Source organism: Pseudomonas sp. JQ170C (assembly GCF_035581345.1).
In the GTDB taxonomy this organism is placed as follows: Bacteria; Pseudomonadota; Gammaproteobacteria; order Pseudomonadales; family Pseudomonadaceae; genus Aquipseudomonas.
Genome location: NZ_CP141608.1, coordinates 3906411 through 3921803, shown reverse-complemented (window position 1 = coordinate 3921803; position 15393 = coordinate 3906411). Strand labels below are relative to the sequence as shown.

Annotated in this window: 17 protein-coding genes and 2 tRNA genes; 12 read left to right on the top strand and 7 right to left on the bottom strand. The window is 62.0% G+C overall.

The window, feature by feature from the left end; genetic code table 11:
- Positions 1 to 7: 7 nt before the first annotated feature.
- A complete protein-coding gene (gene sstT / locus U9R80_RS17810; RefSeq protein ID WP_301841935.1) occupies positions 8 to 1219 on the bottom strand; it encodes a serine/threonine transporter SstT in 1212 nt (403 codons plus the stop codon).
- A gap of 216 nt (positions 1220 to 1435) precedes the next feature.
- Here sstT and U9R80_RS17805 point away from each other — a divergent pair, with 216 nt between their 5' ends.
- On the top strand, positions 1436 to 2581 hold the full coding sequence (locus U9R80_RS17805; protein WP_301841934.1) for an MFS transporter: 1146 nt from the start codon (positions 1436 to 1438) through the stop codon (positions 2579 to 2581).
- Here U9R80_RS17805 and nhaR read toward each other — a convergent pair.
- A complete protein-coding gene (nhaR, locus tag U9R80_RS17800; RefSeq protein WP_301841933.1) occupies positions 2571 to 3467 on the bottom strand; it encodes a transcriptional activator NhaR in 897 nt (298 codons plus the stop codon). The genes U9R80_RS17805 and nhaR overlap by 11 nt on opposite strands.
- Before the next feature lie 136 nt (positions 3468 to 3603).
- Here nhaR and U9R80_RS17795 point away from each other — a divergent pair, with 136 nt between their 5' ends.
- Both U9R80_RS17795 and U9R80_RS17790 read left to right on the top strand, forming a co-directional pair.
- Positions 3604 to 3846 carry a hypothetical protein gene (locus U9R80_RS17795; protein WP_274113589.1) on the top strand — a complete coding sequence of 81 codons (243 nt, stop codon included), beginning with the start codon at positions 3604 to 3606 and terminating at the stop codon, positions 3844 to 3846.
- 31 nt (positions 3847 to 3877) lie between these two features.
- Entirely contained in the window at positions 3878 to 4627 is a 750-nt protein-coding gene (locus U9R80_RS17790; RefSeq protein WP_301841932.1) for a TerC family protein, read from the top strand.
- 54 nt (positions 4628 to 4681) lie between these two features.
- Here U9R80_RS17790 and U9R80_RS17785 read toward each other — a convergent pair whose 3' ends face one another.
- Positions 4682 to 4858, bottom strand: a complete 177-nt coding sequence (locus tag U9R80_RS17785) for a hypothetical protein (protein WP_301841931.1) — start codon at positions 4856 to 4858, stop codon at positions 4682 to 4684.
- A gap of 162 nt (positions 4859 to 5020) precedes the next feature.
- On the opposite strand from U9R80_RS17785, the gene U9R80_RS17780 reads away from it, so the two are divergent.
- A complete protein-coding gene (locus U9R80_RS17780) occupies positions 5021 to 5761 on the top strand; it encodes a PA2778 family cysteine peptidase (RefSeq protein ID WP_301841930.1) in 741 nt (246 codons plus the stop codon).
- A gap of 21 nt (positions 5762 to 5782) precedes the next feature.
- Here the strand turns inward: U9R80_RS17780 and U9R80_RS17775 are convergent, their stop codons facing one another.
- Positions 5783 to 7066 (bottom strand): NAD(P)/FAD-dependent oxidoreductase, encoded by a 1284-nt coding sequence (locus tag U9R80_RS17775; protein WP_301841929.1) that lies wholly within the window; start codon positions 7064 to 7066, stop codon positions 5783 to 5785.
- A 187-nt stretch (positions 7067 to 7253) separates the two neighbouring features.
- Between U9R80_RS17775 and U9R80_RS17770 the strand changes: the two genes are divergently transcribed.
- The 5 genes from U9R80_RS17770 to U9R80_RS17750 all read left to right on the top strand — a co-directional run bounded on the left by U9R80_RS17770 (position 7254) and on the right by U9R80_RS17750 (position 9300).
- Positions 7254 to 7330: transfer RNA gene (locus U9R80_RS17770), tRNA-Val, on the top strand.
- A 157-nt stretch (positions 7331 to 7487) separates the two neighbouring features.
- A tRNA-Val gene (locus U9R80_RS17765) sits at positions 7488 to 7564 on the top strand.
- 157 nt (positions 7565 to 7721) lie between these two features.
- Complete coding sequence (locus U9R80_RS17760) at positions 7722 to 8291, top strand: SPOR domain-containing protein (RefSeq protein ID WP_301841928.1); 570 nt, start codon at positions 7722 to 7724, stop codon at positions 8289 to 8291.
- 53 nt (positions 8292 to 8344) lie between these two features.
- Complete coding sequence (locus U9R80_RS17755) at positions 8345 to 8860, top strand: GNAT family N-acetyltransferase (RefSeq protein ID WP_301841927.1); 516 nt, start codon at positions 8345 to 8347, stop codon at positions 8858 to 8860.
- A gap of 14 nt (positions 8861 to 8874) precedes the next feature.
- Positions 8875 to 9300 carry a GTP pyrophosphokinase gene (locus U9R80_RS17750; RefSeq protein ID WP_301841926.1) on the top strand — a complete coding sequence of 142 codons (426 nt, stop codon included), beginning with the start codon at positions 8875 to 8877 and terminating at the stop codon, positions 9298 to 9300.
- A gap of 3 nt (positions 9301 to 9303) precedes the next feature.
- Here U9R80_RS17750 and U9R80_RS17745 read toward each other — a convergent pair whose 3' ends face one another.
- The 3 genes from U9R80_RS17745 to U9R80_RS17735 form a co-directional block, all read right to left on the bottom strand.
- On the bottom strand, positions 9304 to 9996 hold the full coding sequence (locus tag U9R80_RS17745) for an endonuclease I family protein (protein WP_301841925.1): 693 nt from the start codon (positions 9994 to 9996) through the stop codon (positions 9304 to 9306).
- A 6-nt stretch (positions 9997 to 10002) separates the two neighbouring features.
- On the bottom strand, positions 10003 to 10272 hold the full coding sequence (locus tag U9R80_RS17740) for a DUF1654 domain-containing protein (RefSeq protein WP_045184252.1): 270 nt from the start codon (positions 10270 to 10272) through the stop codon (positions 10003 to 10005).
- Between the two features lie 151 nt (positions 10273 to 10423).
- On the bottom strand, positions 10424 to 11512 hold the full coding sequence (locus U9R80_RS17735) for an asparaginase (RefSeq protein WP_301841924.1): 1089 nt from the start codon (positions 11510 to 11512) through the stop codon (positions 10424 to 10426).
- Positions 11513 to 11847: 335 nt separating this feature from the next.
- Here U9R80_RS17735 and U9R80_RS17730 point away from each other — a divergent pair, with 335 nt between their 5' ends.
- The 3 genes from U9R80_RS17730 to U9R80_RS17720 are packed head-to-tail and all read left to right on the top strand — an operon-like array spanning position 11848 to position 15391.
- Entirely contained in the window at positions 11848 to 12804 is a 957-nt protein-coding gene (locus tag U9R80_RS17730) for a sugar ABC transporter substrate-binding protein (protein ID WP_301841923.1), read from the top strand.
- A 47-nt stretch (positions 12805 to 12851) separates the two neighbouring features.
- Positions 12852 to 14402 carry a sugar ABC transporter ATP-binding protein gene (locus U9R80_RS17725; protein WP_301841922.1) on the top strand — a complete coding sequence of 517 codons (1551 nt, stop codon included), beginning with the start codon at positions 12852 to 12854 and terminating at the stop codon, positions 14400 to 14402.
- On the top strand, positions 14399 to 15391 hold the full coding sequence (locus U9R80_RS17720; RefSeq protein WP_301841921.1) for an ABC transporter permease: 993 nt from the start codon (positions 14399 to 14401) through the stop codon (positions 15389 to 15391). The genes U9R80_RS17725 and U9R80_RS17720 overlap by 4 nt, the downstream gene beginning before the upstream one ends.
- Positions 15392 to 15393 lie beyond the last annotated feature (2 nt).

Below are 15393 nucleotides of genomic sequence, written 5' to 3'. Positions count from 1 at the left end.
GTCAGGCTCAGGCTGCCTGGCGCTCTTGGGCCATGCAGGCCGCGGCGGTGAACAGCACGTCGGTGGAGGAGTTGAGTGCGGTTTCTGCCGAGTCCTGCAGCACGCCGATGATGAAGCCTACAGCCACCACCTGCATGGCGATCTCACTGGGAATGCCGAACAGGCTGCAGGCCAGCGGGATCAGCAGCAGCGAACCCCCGGCAACGCCCGAAGCGCCACAGGCACACACGGCGGCCACGACGCTGAGGAGGATGGCGGTAGGGATGTCGACGGCAATGCCGAGGGTGTGTACCGCGGCCAGGGTCAGGACGGTGATGGTGATGGCTGCGCCGGCCATGTTGATGGTGGCACCCAGCGGGATCGACACCGAGTAGGTGTCTTCGTGCAGGCCGAGTTTTTCGCTCAAGGCCATGTTGACCGGAATGTTGGCCGCCGAGCTACGGGTAAAGAAGGCGGTGATGCCGCTTTCACGCAGGCACAGGAGCACCAGCGGGTAAGGGTTGCGGCGAATCTTCCAGAACACGATCAGCGGGTTGACCACCAGCGCCACGAACAGCATGCAGCCGATCAGCACGGCCAGCAGGTGCAGGTAGCCGAGCAGGGCGTCCAGGCCCGACTGGGCGAGGGTCGAGGCCACCAGGCCGAAAATGCCCAGCGGCGCGAAGCGGATGACCACGCGCACGATCAGGGTGACGCCGTTGGAGAGGTCTTCGACCACGGTGCGGGTGGTTGGCCCGGCATGACGAATGGCCACACCCAGGCCGATGGCCCAGGCCAGGATGCCGATGAAGTTGGCATTCATCAGGGCGCTGACCGGGTTGTCGACCACGCTCAGCAGCAGGCTTTGCAGCACTTCGGTGATGCCGCCGGGGGCGCTGAGCGCAACGTCCGAGGTGCTCAGCGCCAGGTTCGACGGAAAGGCCATGCTGGCGATCACGGCAACCACGGCCGCCGCGAACGTGCCGAACAGGTACAGCACGAGGATCGGTCGAATGTGGGTTTCGGTGCCGTGCTTATGGTTGGCGATGGAGGCCATGACCAGAATGAACACCAGGATCGGTGCAACGGCCTTGAGGGCAGACACGAATACCTTGCCGATGAAACCCAGGCTCAGGGCGACGTCGGGGGCCATCAGGGCCAGGGCGATACCGGCCACCAGGCCGATCATGATCTGTACCACCAGACTGGTACGGTTCAACAACTTTAGAACGGGTGTCATGTCGGGTGTTTCTCGGTCTTGTAAGAGGGCTGCAAGCCCGTCGCGACGCCGAAATAACGGGGCGCCAAGCGTTCAGGGCCGTGAAAGGGGCGCGACTTTAGCACAGCAGCCACTTTTGGTGACGGCCCTGTGTCAGACGGTCGCGTGGCGGGTGTAGTATGCGCGCCCCCTTGAAACGGCTGCGGGCCGTGGATGTTTAGAACTTCTGGAGTGTAGATGTTACTGCCGATCCTATTGCTGGCTGCCGCAGGCTTCACCGTGTTGACCACCGAGTTCGTGATTGTCGGCCTGTTGCCCGGCATTGCGCGCGACCTGGCCGTGAGCATTCCCCAGGCCGGGCTGCTGGTCACGCTGTTTGCCTTCACCGTGGCCTGCTTCGGGCCGTTTCTCACGGCCTGGTGCGCGCGCCTTGAGCGCAAGCGCCTGCTCGTGGGCATTTTGCTGTTGTTTGCCGGATGCAATGCGTTGGCGGCACTGGCTCCCAACATCTATGTGATGGGCCTGGCCCGGTTGCTGCCAGCGCTGGGCTTGCCGGTGTTCTGGTCGCTGGCCAGTGAAACGGCGGTGGATATTGTCGGCCCGGCCTATGCCGGCCGGGCCATCGCGAAAATCAGCTTTGGCGTCGTGTGCGCCACGGTGTTCGGTATTCCGGTCGGCACCCTGGTGGGCGACGCCCTGGGCTGGCGCGCGGCATTTGCCCTGCTGGCGGTACTGGCCCTGGCCAAGGCGCTGTTGCTGCACCTCTATTTGCCGCGCACGCCACGGCATAACCAGGTCACCTCGTTGCGCGGGCAGTTCGGCTTGCTGCGCAGTGGTCTGCTGCAGGGGCATGTGCTGCTCTCGGTGCTGGTGTTCAGCGGCATGTTCACCGCCTACACCTACCTGGCCGACATGCTTGAACGCCTGGCGGGCTTCGACGGGGCGCGGGTCGGTTGGTATTTGATGGGCTTCGGTGCCGTGGGCCTGATTGGCAACAGCCTGGGCGGCCGGGCAGTGGATCGCCATCCTTTGCTGGCGTCGGCAAGCTTTTGCGCGGTGATGCTTGTGGGTTTGATTGCCCTGGTGCCGAGCATCCATTCCACCTACGGCCTGATCGTGGCTCTGGCGCTTTGGGGCGCGGCGCAGGCGACGTTGTTTCTGGTCAGCCATGTGCGGGTGATCAAGGCCGCGCCGCAGGCTCCGGCCTTTGCCGCTTCGCTGAACATCGCCGGGGCCAACCTTGGCATTGGCCTGGGCGCCGTGATTGGCGGTCGGGTGATCGACAGCCTGGGCCTGGCCAGCCTGGGTTATGCCGCCGCGTTGTTGATCGGCTTGTCGGTGCTGCTGGCGTTGGGCCTGGCGCGGGTGCGCGTTACCAATTGAACAGCTGGCGCCGGGCGCCTTCGGTGATGGCGATGATGCCCGGGTGCTTGACCTTGCGCTCCACCGAGATGGCGTAGAACGACTCGATCACCGCGTCGGTCTGGCCGATCAGTTCGACGCCGTACTGTTTGCACACCTCATCGGCAATCACGCTGGGGCCGATGAAAATGCCGCTGCCGGATTGGCCGAAGGCCTGCATCAAGGCGCTGTCGTCGAATTCGCCGACGATTCTGGGCTGCAGCTGTTGTTCGGCGAACCAGCGCAGCAGGCGGCTGCGCACCACGGTTTCCTGGCCGGGAATCAGTAGCGGTGCGTTCTGCAGGCAACCCGGGAAGCCCTGGCCGAGGCTGGCGGCCAGGCTCGGGGTGGCAAAAAAGCTGATGCCGCATTCGCCCAGCTTCTGGCTGTAGCCCTTGATGTCCAGGTGGCTGGGCATGGGGCTGTCGGAAATCACCAGGTCCAGGCGCTGGATCGCCAGGTCCGCCAGCAGGCGTTCGAGTTTGTCTTCGCGACAGCTCAGGCGCAGGGCATCTTCCATGTCCATGGTCGGTGCCAGCAGGCGGTAGACGATGGACTTGGGCACCACATCGGCCACCCCGACCCGGAACAGAATCTGCTGCTCATCCGGGCGGGCCCGCAACATGGCTTCAAGCTCCCCGCCAATCTGGAACATCTGCTCGGCGTAGGTCAGGGCCTGGCGGCCGCTTTCGGTCAGTTCCAGTTGCCGGCCGACCCGGCGGAACAGCTCGATGCCGTAGGTTTGCTCCAGCAGGCTGATTTGCCCGCTGATGGTCTGGGGCGTCAGGTTCAGTTGCTCGCCGGCGCGCACGATGCTGCCGGTGCGGGCGACTACCCAGAAGTAGTGCAGCTGTCGATAGTTGAGCATGCCGAGTCCGGATTCGTAAAAATCGAAGTATAACTGCTGAAAATACGAATTTTCCTGATGTATCAAGATATTTAGAATCCCCAGCCATCACGGTGCCGCTGATTGGGCGCTGATTCATTTGCACGGAGATCCAAAGATGCTTCACTTCAAATCCATCGGTACACCCCTGGTGTTGCTGCTGGCCCTCTTGGCCATGAGCGGTTGCGAGCAGGCGGAAAAGTCCGCCCAGCAGATGCTCAACCAGGCAGCGGAGTCGGCCAAGGAGGCCATCGATAAAACCAACGATGCAGCCCAGCAGGCGCTGAGCGAAGCCACCGGCTCCCAGGGCGGCGACAAGGCTGAAAAATCCGAGCGCGATGACAGCGCTCAAGAAATCTGACCCACCCCTTACCTCGATTCAGGATTGATTCATGGAATACTTGTTGGAACTCGCTGCAAGCCCGACCGCCTGGGTAGCCCTGGCCACCCTGGTGGCCATGGAGATCGTGCTGGGCATCGATAACCTGATTTTCATCTCTATCCTGACCAACAAGCTGCCGGAGGAGTTTCGCTCCAAGGCGCGTCGCATCGGTATCAGCATGGCGTTGATCATGCGCCTGGGCCTGCTGAGTACCGTGGCCTGGATCGTCCAGCTGACCGAACCTGTGGTCGATGTGTTCGGCCATACCTTCTCTTGGAAGGACATGATCCTGATCGCCGGTGGCCTGTTCCTGCTGTGGAAGGCGACCAAGGAAATCCACGAGAGCGTCGATCCGCGCGCTCAGGCTGAAGCCAAGGCGTCCTCGACCATCACGCTGGGCTTTGCCGCTGCTATCGGGCAGATCCTGATCCTGGACATCGTCTTCTCGATCGACAGCATCATTACCGCCGTGGGCATGACCGAGCACCTGCCGATCATGATCATCGCTGTGATCAGCGCCGTTATCGTGATGCTGGTGGCGGCCGACCCGCTGGCCAAGTTCATCAACGATAACCCGACCGTGGTGATGCTGGCCCTGGGCTTCCTGATCATGATCGGCATGACCCTGATCGCCGAAGGCTTCGGCGCCCACGTACCGAAAGGCTATGTGTATGCGGCGATGGCGTTCTCGACGCTGATCGAAGTGCTGAACATCATGTCGCGCCGGGCGCGGTTGAAGCGTGAGGCAGCGGAGGGCTGATAAGCCAAACCCGAGGGAGCCGGCATTGCCGGCTCCCTCGGGTTTTTTCAGGTATCAGTGGGCGTTGGCATGCCGGCGGTTGCGCCGGGCGGGTACAGGCTCGTTGCTCTTTTTCGGCAAGGTATGGTGGGGGTGGTGACGGCGGGCAATCCGCAGGACGCCCCATAGCATTGCAGCGGCGACGCTCAACCAGGCGCCGACCAGCATCAGGATTGCCATCGTCAGGCTCATGTATGCCTCCTCAGGTCCCTGGCCAAGCCCATGCTGCTAGCCACGCGGACACCCCTGTAGTCTAGCCGAAGCCATGTTTCAGGCCATTGACCGATGGTCTAGCCCCTTGGGTTACTTTGTTCTAAGCCCCTGACGGGCTATACCCGCACCCTTTGCCGGCCTATGATCGCACCCCAGGGCCGGGCGCTGTCTGCCGGGCATCAGCACAAGCGAGTGTTCATGCTGCCACTGTCTTTCTCCTGTACTTCCCCGCGTCGCCTGTTGGCGGCCTGTGCCCTGGCTGTTGCGCTGGTTGGCTGCGCCAGTCAGCCGCCGGCCCCGATCAAGGACGGTTTGGCGCAGCGCGTCGAAATCGGCTCGGTGCCGTTCTACCGCGGCAATGCCAACCAGAGCGCGCCCATGGCGCTGGCGGCCATGCTGTCGCAGCAGGGGGTGCGGATTACGCCAGGTTTGCTCGAACAGCAATTGGGCCTGCCCCAGGGCGTGGACAAGCTGCAGGACTCGATGCAGAACGTCGCCCGTCAATACGGCATGGTGGTTTATCCGCTTGAGCCGAAACTCAACGCTTTGCTGGCCCAGGTGTCGGCCGGCAATCCGGTGTTGCTGCGCTATTCCGAGGGTTCGACGTTCTGGGCCCAGCCGCGCTATGCCTTGATGGTCGGTTACGACCGCTACAAGCAGCGCGTACTGCTGCGCTCCGGTAATCACCGGCGCATGCTGATGGACTTCGACGACTTCACGTCGGCGTGGAGTAAAGAGGGGAGTTGGGCGGTGCTGGTGCAGCAGCCGGGCCAATTGCCGGCCCAGGTCGATCGCAATCGTTGGCTCAAAGCGGCCAATGACCTGGCCCAGGCGGGCCAGGAACAAGCGGCCCGGCAGGCCGTCAGCGCCCTGGGGCAGTGACGGCGCAAGCCGGGTGCTGGCTTAGAAGCCCAGGCGGTCGCGCAGGCTGTAGTACCAGGCGCCCAGGGCGCTGAACGGTACGCGCAGCATCTGGCCGCCCGGGAAGGGGTAGTGCGGCAGTTCGGCAAAGGCGTCGAAACGCTCGGCCTGGCCACGCAGGGCTTCGGCCAGCACCTTGCCCGCCAGGTGGGTGTAGGTGACGCCGTGGCCACTGCAGCCCTGGGAGTAGTAGATGTTGTCGCCCAGGCGACCCACTTGCGGCAGGCGCGACAGGGTCAGCAGGAAGTTGCCGGTCCAGGCGTAGTCGATCTTCACGTCCTTGAGCTGCGGGAAGGCCTTGAGCATCTTCGGACGAATGATCGCTTCGATATTGGCTGGATCACGTGCGCCGTACACCACGCCGCCGCCGAAGATCAGGCGCTTGTCGCCAGTCAGGCGGTAGTAGTCGAGCAGGTAGTTGCAGTCTTCGACGCAGTAGTCCTGTGGCAGCAGCTGGCGCGCGAGGTCTTCGCCCAGTGGCTCGGTGGTGATCACCTGGGTACCGCACGGCATGGACTTGGCCGCCAGTTCCGGCACCAGGTTGCCCAGGTAGGCGTTGCCGGCAACGATGATGAACTTGGCGCGCACTTTACCTTGCGGGGTATGCACCACCGGGTTGGCACCACGCTCGATGCGCACGGCCGGGGATTGCTCGTAGATCTTGCCGCCCAGCGACTCGACCGCGGCGGCTTCGCCCAGGGCCAGGTTCAGCGGGTGGATATGACCGCCGCTCATGTCGAGCATGCCGCCCAGGTACTGGTCGCAATCGACAACTTCACGGATGCGCTTCTGGTCCATCAGTTCCAGCTGGGTGTGGCCGAAGCGTTCCCACAGGCGTTTCTGCGACTCCAGGTGGCCCATTTGCTTGGGGGTCAGGGCTGCGAAGACACCGCCGTCCTTAAGGTCGCACTGGATGTTGTACTTGGCCACGCGCTCACGAATGATGCGACCGCCTTCAAAGGCCATCTGGCCGAGCAGTTGAGCCTGCTTGGGGCCGACGGTGCGCTCGATGACGTCGATGTCACGGCTATAACTGTTGACGATCTGGCCACCGTTGCGGCCCGAGGCGCCGAAGCCGACTTTGGCGGCTTCCAGTACGGTCACGCTGAAGCCACTCTCCAGCAGGAACAAAGCGCTGGACAGACCGGTGTAGCCGGCGCCGATCACGCAGACATCGGTCTGTACCTCTTCCTGCAGCGCCGGGCGCGGCGGTACCGGATTGGCCGATGCGGCGTAGTAGGACTGAGGGTAGGGGGTATTGGCCATGCTGCGAAACCTCTGTTTTATATTTTTTACGACTGTACCGATGCTATCAATAATAATAAACACCCGCTAGTCGTGTGTTGAAAATCCTTTACTGGGGGTTTTCATAAATATTTTTAAGATTCAGTGGCTTAGCGTGAAAAAAAGAGTTGACACTGTCAGCCGATTCCGTAGAATGCCGCCCCACAGCAGGCACATAGCTCAGTTGGTTAGAGCACCACCTTGACATGGTGGGGGTCGTTGGTTCGAGTCCAATTGTGCCTACCAAATCAAATCCGCCCCTGCTGGCGGTACCAAAAAGGCGATCCGAAAGGGTCGCCTTTTTTGTTTTCGGCGGGTTTGGCCGAAAGACTAAAGCTGCTGATTTTTTTATGAAATTTCGCTTTACGACAGGTACATACCTGCGTATTATGCGCCCCACAGCAGGCACATAGCTCAGTTGGTTAGAGCACCACCTTGACATGGTGGGGGTCGTTGGTTCGAGTCCAATTGTGCCTACCAAATCTCGACAGAAAGGGCGATCCGAAAGGATCGCCCTTTTTGCATTCCGGTTTCCTGGATGTTGCAGCCGCTACCCGGCGGCCGCGGCCAGCGCTCCTGCCCACACGAAAACAGCATAAATGCTAGAATCCGCCGCTTGAATTCAGGAGATAGACGCGTGCGCAAAGTGGCGATGGTAATGGCAGTTCTGGCGCTGGCCGGCTGTGAAAATGAAATCGAAGGCGTACACAATCAGATTGCCGAACAGCTGCCAAACCCCAAGACAGCCAAGTTCGCCAACGTGCGGACCGACACCCAGGGCGACATCTGTGGCCAGGTTCGTACCAAAGACGATACCGGCACGTTCCTGCCGTACCGCAGCTATGTGGCGATCAAGAAAACCGACGGCTACGAGATTATTCTCGCCGACAAGGGCAGCAATCTGCGCATTCGCGAAATCTGCGGCGGTGCCGATCTGCAGCGCCGTGCCGACGCCCTGGCTGACCAGCCAGCCCCTGAAGGCTGGGATGTCGAGATCGTCCAGGGCCCTAACATGGGCGCCTTGAGCGACATGACCGCTCGCCTGATCGAGAAGCAGATCCCGTCTTCAGTCGCCTACCGTGACGGCAAGCCGGTGGTGCTGCTCGGCCCGTTCGCGACCAAGGCCGAGGCCGAATCCCGGCAAGACGACGTGATGACGCGCCTGGGTACCGACTCGGTGATCATCCAGCACGGTGCGACGCGCTAGCCAGCGTCTTTCCCGGCCCCGTACACTCACGGCTCAACGCAAGGAGAGCCGTGATGAAGGAAGCATCCCCCGCCATTACCCTGCAGCGCGCCACCGAACAGCATGTTCAGGGCTTGGTCGCGCTGTACAGTCATCCGCAAGTCACTCGCCAGGTACTGCAATTGCCTTACCCGTCAGCTGAAATCTGGCGCAAGCGACTGGGCACAGAGAACGAACGCCTGGTGCCGCTGGTGGCCCTGCATGAAGGTGAAGTGATCGGCAACTGCTCGCTGGAACAGTATGCGCGCGTGCGCCTTGGTCACAGCGGTGGCATCGGCATGGCTGTGGCGCCCGCCTGGCAAGGGCAGGGCGTAGGTTCTCGGCTGTTGCAGGCGGTGCTTGAGGTGGCCGACAACTGGATGGGGTTGCAGCGCGTGGAGTTGACGGTGTACACCGACAATCAACCGGCGCTGGCCTTGTACAAGCGCCATGGCTTTGATGTCGAAGGACAATTGCTTGACTATGCTTTGCGTGACGGCGTGTTGACCGATGTCTACAGCATGGCGCGCCTTAAGCGGCGCGGGCGTTGAGCGGGAGGGGCCTTATGTCGACGTTGGAACGGGCCATTGCGGTAGCGGCAAAGGCGCACGAGGGGCAGCACGACAAGGGCGGCGCTGCATATATTCTGCACCCATTGCGGGTGATGTTGAGGGTGTCGACCGCAGAGCAGCGCATCGTCGCGGTGTTGCACGATGTGCTCGAGGATTCACCCATGACCTTGTCGGACCTTGCCCGGGAAGGTTTTGCTCTGAAGATCCTGGCGGCGGTGCAGGCGCTGAGTCGGCGCGATAACGAAAGCTACGAGGCCTTCGTCATCCGCCTGGGTGGTGACCCGCTGGCGCGGGTGGTCAAGCTGGCAGACCTTGCCGACAACAGTGACCTGTCGCGTATCGCCATTCCCGGCCCTGAAGACATGGCGCGCCTGGCCCGTTACCAGCAGGCCAGCGCTTACCTGCAGGCACTGGCCTGAACCTCAGCCGCACGCGCTGAGGTTCACCGGGCCGACAAAGTCATTCCCCCGGCCCATCACACAGGCTACCCGCTGATTGCGCTGGCGTTCCCAGGCTTGCGGCGGGTAGGTCCTGTTCCAGGCCTCGTACAGCTGGCGGTCCTGCTTGGACAGTTTCAGGTTGTACTGCTTGCTCATATAAAAGTAGGTGCGTGCGATCATCCCGCGAATCGACGGGCGTGGCATGACCTTCTTGGCCTTGAAGTCCACCTGGGTCAGGCACGAACCGTATTGCCCGCGCTGCTCGGGCAGCCAGCCGAAGCTGAAGTTGCTGCGATCCCCGTTCACCTCGCCGATGCTTGGCACCAGGTTGTGCAGGTCGGCTTCGGCGCGCTGGAACACCTTGTCGTTACGCGCACAGTTCTTGCGCCCGCCGTCCTGCCAGCATTGGCGTTGGTGGCCGATCTGCCAGGCGGGGACGATGTGCTCCCACTCGATGCGAGAGGCGCGGTTGGCGTTCTTGCGGGGTACATAACCGCAGGCTGCGAGGTCGACCTTGTTGCCGTTGTACTTGCAGCCGCAGTAGAACTCGGTGGACTGCGGCGCATACAGGCGCCAGGCAACCTTCTTGGCTTCGCTGAAGGTGCGCGGTGCGTCGGCATGGGCGGTGGTGATACTCAACAGCAGGCAAGCGACTGCAAAAAACGAAACTCTCATGCGCAATCAATCTTCCTTGGGCACAACCCAGAAAATCTGCACGCCACCGTCGTCGCGATAGGCGAGGGTGACGTTGTCGTTTTCGGCGATTTCTTCGAGCAGCGTAGCCCAGTCATCGGGCGACTCATGCTCCAGGCGGAAGATCAGGGCGGCCCGGGCTTTTTGTGCAGTGGGCGAGTTGATGATTTTCTGGATGCGGATGCCCAGTTGTTCGTAACTGCTGGCAGGTGCGGAGGTGGTGGCCACGAAGCGTTCCTTATTTAGCTGTATGCGCATACAGTATTTTACTGTAGGAATTTTCGCAACTGCTCGTCAGTGAAAGAACGCATTGGAGGCGAACCGCGGATTTTGCTGCGGTTCGCTGAAGGCTTTTGCCAGGGCAGGGAGGGGCGCTGGCCTACCGGCACGGTAAGCCAGCGCAATTCACTCAGTATTCCCAGAAGATTCGCTGCAGCTCTTTGCTGTCCTGGGTCTTGGTCAGGGCGACCATCGCCAGGATGCGGGCTTTTTGCGGGTTCAGGTCGTGGGCCACGACCCAGTCATTCTTGTCGTCAGGCTGCTCGGCGTTGCGCAGCACGAAGCCACCGGCATTGACGTGGGAAGAGCGGATGATCTGCACGCCTTCCTTGCGCAGCTCCTGCAGGGCAGGCACTACGCGCGACGATACCGAGCCGTTGCCGGTGCCGGCATGAATGATCGCCTTGGCGCCGTTCTGGGCCAGCGCCTTGTAGGCCGTGTCGGTCACGTTGCCGTAACCGTAGGCGATGTCCACGGCAGGCAGGCTGCTGATCTTCTTGATGTCGAATTCCGAATCCACGGTGTGGCGCTTGGCCGGCAGGCGGAACCAGTAGGATTTGCCTTCGACCACCATGCCCAGCGGGCCCCATGGGCTCTTGAAGGCTTCGGTCTTGATGTTGACGGTTTTGCTGACGTCACGACCGGACTGGATCTCGTCGTTCATGGTGACCAGCACGCCTTTGCCGCGCGATTGCTTGTCACTGGCAACGGCCACGGCGTTGTACAGGTTGAGCATGCCGTCGGCCGACATCGCGGTACCTGGACGCATCGAGCCCACCACCACGATCGGCTTGTCGGTCTTTTCTACCAGGTTGAGGAAGTAGGCGGTTTCTTCCAGGGTGTCGGTGCCGTGGGTAATGACGATGCCGTCGACGTCCTTGCTGTCGGCAAGTTCGGCGACGCGCTTGCCCAGTTGCAGCAGGTTTTCGTTGCTGATGCTCTCGGAGGCGATCTGCATCACTTGCTCGCCGCGCACGTTGGCAATGTTGGCCAGTTCCGGAACGCCGGCAATCAGTTTATCGACGCCCAGCTTGGCGGCCTGGTAGGTCGCGCTGTTGGCGGCACTGGCGCCGGCACCAGCAATGGTGCCGCCGGTGGCGAGGATCACGACGTTGGCCAGCTTCTGCTGGTTTTCGGCTTCCTTGGCGTTAACGGTGGTGGGCAGGAGCAGCAAAAGGGCCAGGGCCCCAGGAGCGAAGGAGGTAAGCGCAGCTTTCATTGTTGTTCTCTCTTATTGGTGGCGTTAGCTGTGTAACCCCTGGGAGGGAGCAGAAAGCGTACCAGCTCGACCGTTTGTCTGTTTTCATGTGTAACACATTGTTTTTAAAGGAATTTATGTTGCGTCACGGAGGTTGTTGAAAGCGCTGGGTATTCGGAATTCCGAATATTGCCCGCAAGGAGTGTTCGGTTTTACGGTTGTTTGAACGATAATTCCTACGCGCGCTATCCAGACGGTCTCCGGCAGCGGATTTGACAAAGTTTGGTTACATTTCCATAGTGAGCTAACGCAAACGTTTGCGACCCGATAAAAATCATAAGATCCGGAGTAAACCCATGAAGCTGCCGTTCCCAGGGCGCCTGCTGGCTGTCGCCGTACTTTCTACCCTTTCCCTCGCTGCCCCGTTGTCTCAGGCCCTGGCCGATGAAAAACCCAAGGTTGCGCTGGTGATGAAATCGCTCGCCAACGAGTTCTTCCTGACCATGGAAGACGGCGCCAAGGCCTACCAGAAAGCCCACGCCGCCGACTTCGAGCTGATCTCCAACGGCATCAAGGACGAGACTGACTCAAGCAACCAGATTCGTATCGTCGAGCAGATGATCGTGTCCGGAGTCAATGCGCTGGTCATTGCGCCCGCCGACTCCAAGGCCCTGGTGCCGGTGGTGAAAAAGGCCATGGATGCCGGCATCACAGTGATCAACATCGACAACCGTCTGGACCCCGAGGTGCTCAAGAGCAAACACCTCAGTGTGCCCTTCGTAGGCCCCGATAACCGCAAAGGCGCACGCCTGGTGGGAGAGTACCTGGCCAAGGAGAAACTCAAGGCCGGTGACCAGGTCGGCATCATCGAGGGCGTTTCCACCACCACCAACGCCCAGCAGCGCACCGCAGGCTTCAAGGAGGCAATGGAGGCGGCGCAGATGAAGGTGGTTTCGGTGCAGTCGGGTGACTGGGAAATTGCCAAGGGCAACGCGGTGGCCGCCTCGATGCTCAATGCGCACCCGGATATCAAGGCGCTGCTGGCCGGTAACGACAGCATGGCCCTGGGGGCGGTGTCGGCAGTGCGGGCGGCGGGCAAGGCCGGCCAGGTGCAGGTGGTCGGCTACGACAACATCAACGCGATCAAGCCGATGCTCAAGGACGGTCGCGTACTCGCCACGGCCGATCAGTACGCCGCCAAGCAGGCGGTGTTCGGCATTGAGGCGGCGCTGAAGATGCTCAAGGGCGAAAAGCCTGAAGTGGATGCCGACAACGTCATCCAGACCCCGGTCGAACTGATCACCCAACCGTAGTCGCACAATGTGCGCCTGCCCCAGGGTCGGCGCCAGGAGAATCGGCAATGTCAGCGACGGCGGATGTTGTACTTTCAGTCAGCGCCATCGGCAAGACCTACGCCCAGCCCGTGCTGGGCGATATCGACTTGAGCCTGTATCGCGGCGAGGTGCTGGCGCTCACCGGCGAGAACGGGGCGGGCAAGAGCACGCTTTCCAAGATCATCGGCGGCCTTGAAGTGCCCACCACCGGGCACATGCAGTATCAGGGGCAGGCGTACCAGCCGGGCAGTCGTGCTGCCGCCGAGCGTGCCGGCGTGCGCATGGTCATGCAGGAACTCAATTTGCTGCCGACCCTGACCGTGGCCGAGAACCTGTTTCTCGACAACCTGCCCAGTCGCGCTGGCTGGATCAATCGCAGGCGCCTGCGCCAAATGGCCCAGGAAGCCATGGCTCAGGTTGGCCTGGAGGCCATCGACCCGGACACGCCGGTGGGCGAGCTGGGGATTGGTCATCAGCAGATGGTGGAAATTGCCCGCAACCTGGTCGGCGACTGCCGTGTGCTGATCTTCGACGAGCCGACAGCCATGCTCACGGCGCGGGAAGTCGAGTTGCTGTTCACCCAGATCGAACGCCTGCAGCAGCGCGGTGTGGCCATCGTCTACATCTCGCACCGTCTTGAAGAGCTCAAGCGCATCGCCCAGCGAATTGCCGTGCTGCGCGACGGCAAATTGGTGTGTGTCGAGCCGATGGATCGCTACAGCAGCGCGCAGCTGGTCAATCTGATGGTGGGGCGCGAGCTGGCCGAGCATATCGATCTGGGGCAGCGTCAGATTGGCGCGCCTCTTCTCAAGGTCAATGGCCTGAGTCGGGCCGACAAGGTTCGTGACGTGTCCTTTGAAGTGCGCAGCGGCGAGATTTTTGGCATCTCGGGACTGATCGGCGCCGGGCGCACCGAATTACTCCGCTTGATCTATGGTGCCGACGGAGCCGACAGCGGCAGTATCGAACTGGGCAGTCCGCTGCGCGCGGTACAGATCCACTCGCCGGCGGCGGCCGTGCGTGAAGGCATCGCCTTGATCACCGAAGACCGCAAGGGGGAGGGGTTGCTGTTGTCGCAGTCGATCAGCGCCAATATCGCCCTGGGCAACCTGCCGGCAATTTCCCGCGCCGGGGTGCTTGACGGCGCCGCCGAGCGAGCGCTTGCCCAGCGGCAGATCAGCGCCATGCGCATTCGTAGTTCCAGCCCGGACCAGGCGGTGGGCGAGCTGTCCGGTGGCAATCAGCAAAAGGTGGTCATCGGCCGTTGGCTCGAGCGCGACTGCAGTGTGGTGCTGTTTGATGAGCCGACCCGCGGCATTGATGTCGGCGCCAAATTCGATATCTACGGCCTGCTCGCCGAACTGGCGCGCCAGGGCAAGGCGCTGGTGGTGGTTTCCAGCGACCTGCGCGAGCTGATGCTGATCTGCGACCGTATTGCCGTGCTCAGCGCCGGGCGCCTGATCGACACCTTCGAGCGCGAGCACTGGACCCAGGACCAACTATTGGCCGCGGCCTTCGCCGGCTATCAAAAACGTGATGCGCTGCTGCACGATGCGGCAGCCAGGACAGCCCCATGAAAACCACTGTACCGGACACCACCGCCCCCCGCGCCAAGCGTGGTGGCACCTATTACGGCCTGGGTACCTACCTGGGCCTGGCTGGCGCATTGCTGGCGATGATTGTGCTGTTCTCGCTGCTCAGCGATCACTTTCTGTCCTATGGCACCTTCAGCACCTTGGCCAACCAGATCCCCGACCTGATGGTGCTGGCGGTGGGCATGACCTTCGTCCTGATCATCGGTGGCATCGACTTGTCGGTGGGTTCGGTGCTCGCCCTGGCGGCGTCGGCGGTCAGCGTGGCGATACTGGGCTGGGGCTGGAGCGTGTTGCCGGCGGCCTTGCTGGGGATGGGCGTGGCGGCGCTGGCCGGAAGCGTCACCGGCGCAATTACCGTGGCCTGGCGGATTCCGTCGTTCATCGTTTCGCTGGGCGTGCTGGAAATGGCGCGGGGCCTGGCGTATCAACTGACCGACTCGCGCACCGCCTATATCGGCGATGCTTTTGCCTGGCTCTCGAACCCGCTGGCATTCGGCGTGTCGCCGTCATTCATCATCGCCCTGCTGGTCATTGTTCTCGCCCAGTTTGTGCTGACCCGCACCGTGTTCGGCCGCTACCTGATCGGCATCGGTACCAACGAGGAGGCCGTGCGCCTGGCGGGTATCGACCCGCGCCCTTACAAGGTCCTGGTGTTCTCGTTGATGGGGTTGCTCGCCGGGCTCGCGGCGCTGTTCCAGATTTCCCGCCTGGAGGCGGCCGACCCCAACGCCGGCTCAGGCCTTGAGCTGCAGGTCATTGCCGCCGTGGTCATCGGCGGTACCAGCCTGATGGGCGGGCGCGGCTCGGTCATCAGCACCTTTTTTGGCGTGCTGATTATTTCGGTGCTGGCCGCAGGCTTGGCGCAGATCGGCGCCTCGGAACCCACTAAACGCATTATCACCGGGGCGGTCATCGTGATCGCCGTGGTCCTCGACACCTACCGTAGCCGGCGTGCAAGCCGGCGGAACTGAAC

Coding starts and splice junctions, on each gene's coding strand:
- U9R80_RS17725 (WP_301841922.1), top strand. CDS start 12,852: ATGTCAGCGACGGCGGATGTTGTACTTTCAGTCAGCGCCATCGGCAAG.
- U9R80_RS17785 (WP_301841931.1), bottom strand. CDS start 4,858: ATGAGCCTGACGATGGCAATCCTGATGCTGGTCGGCGCCTGGTTGAGC.
- U9R80_RS17720 (WP_301841921.1), top strand. CDS start 14,399: ATGAAAACCACTGTACCGGACACCACCGCCCCCCGCGCCAAGCGTGGT.
- U9R80_RS17795 (WP_274113589.1), top strand. CDS start 3,604: ATGCTTCACTTCAAATCCATCGGTACACCCCTGGTGTTGCTGCTGGCC.
- U9R80_RS17805 (WP_301841934.1), top strand. CDS start 1,436: ATGTTACTGCCGATCCTATTGCTGGCTGCCGCAGGCTTCACCGTGTTG.
- U9R80_RS17775 (WP_301841929.1), bottom strand. CDS start 7,066: ATGGCCAATACCCCCTACCCTCAGTCCTACTACGCCGCATCGGCCAAT.
- U9R80_RS17755 (WP_301841927.1), top strand. CDS start 8,345: ATGAAGGAAGCATCCCCCGCCATTACCCTGCAGCGCGCCACCGAACAG.
- U9R80_RS17740 (WP_045184252.1), bottom strand. CDS start 10,272: ATGCGCATACAGCTAAATAAGGAACGCTTCGTGGCCACCACCTCCGCA.
- U9R80_RS17745 (WP_301841925.1), bottom strand. CDS start 9,996: ATGAGAGTTTCGTTTTTTGCAGTCGCTTGCCTGCTGTTGAGTATCACC.
- nhaR (WP_301841933.1), bottom strand. CDS start 3,467: ATGCTCAACTATCGACAGCTGCACTACTTCTGGGTAGTCGCCCGCACC.
- U9R80_RS17735 (WP_301841924.1), bottom strand. CDS start 11,512: ATGAAAGCTGCGCTTACCTCCTTCGCTCCTGGGGCCCTGGCCCTTTTG.
- sstT (WP_301841935.1), bottom strand. CDS start 1,219: ATGACACCCGTTCTAAAGTTGTTGAACCGTACCAGTCTGGTGGTACAG.
- U9R80_RS17790 (WP_301841932.1), top strand. CDS start 3,878: ATGGAATACTTGTTGGAACTCGCTGCAAGCCCGACCGCCTGGGTAGCC.
- U9R80_RS17750 (WP_301841926.1), top strand. CDS start 8,875: ATGTCGACGTTGGAACGGGCCATTGCGGTAGCGGCAAAGGCGCACGAG.
- U9R80_RS17730 (WP_301841923.1), top strand. CDS start 11,848: ATGAAGCTGCCGTTCCCAGGGCGCCTGCTGGCTGTCGCCGTACTTTCT.
- U9R80_RS17780 (WP_301841930.1), top strand. CDS start 5,021: ATGATCGCACCCCAGGGCCGGGCGCTGTCTGCCGGGCATCAGCACAAG.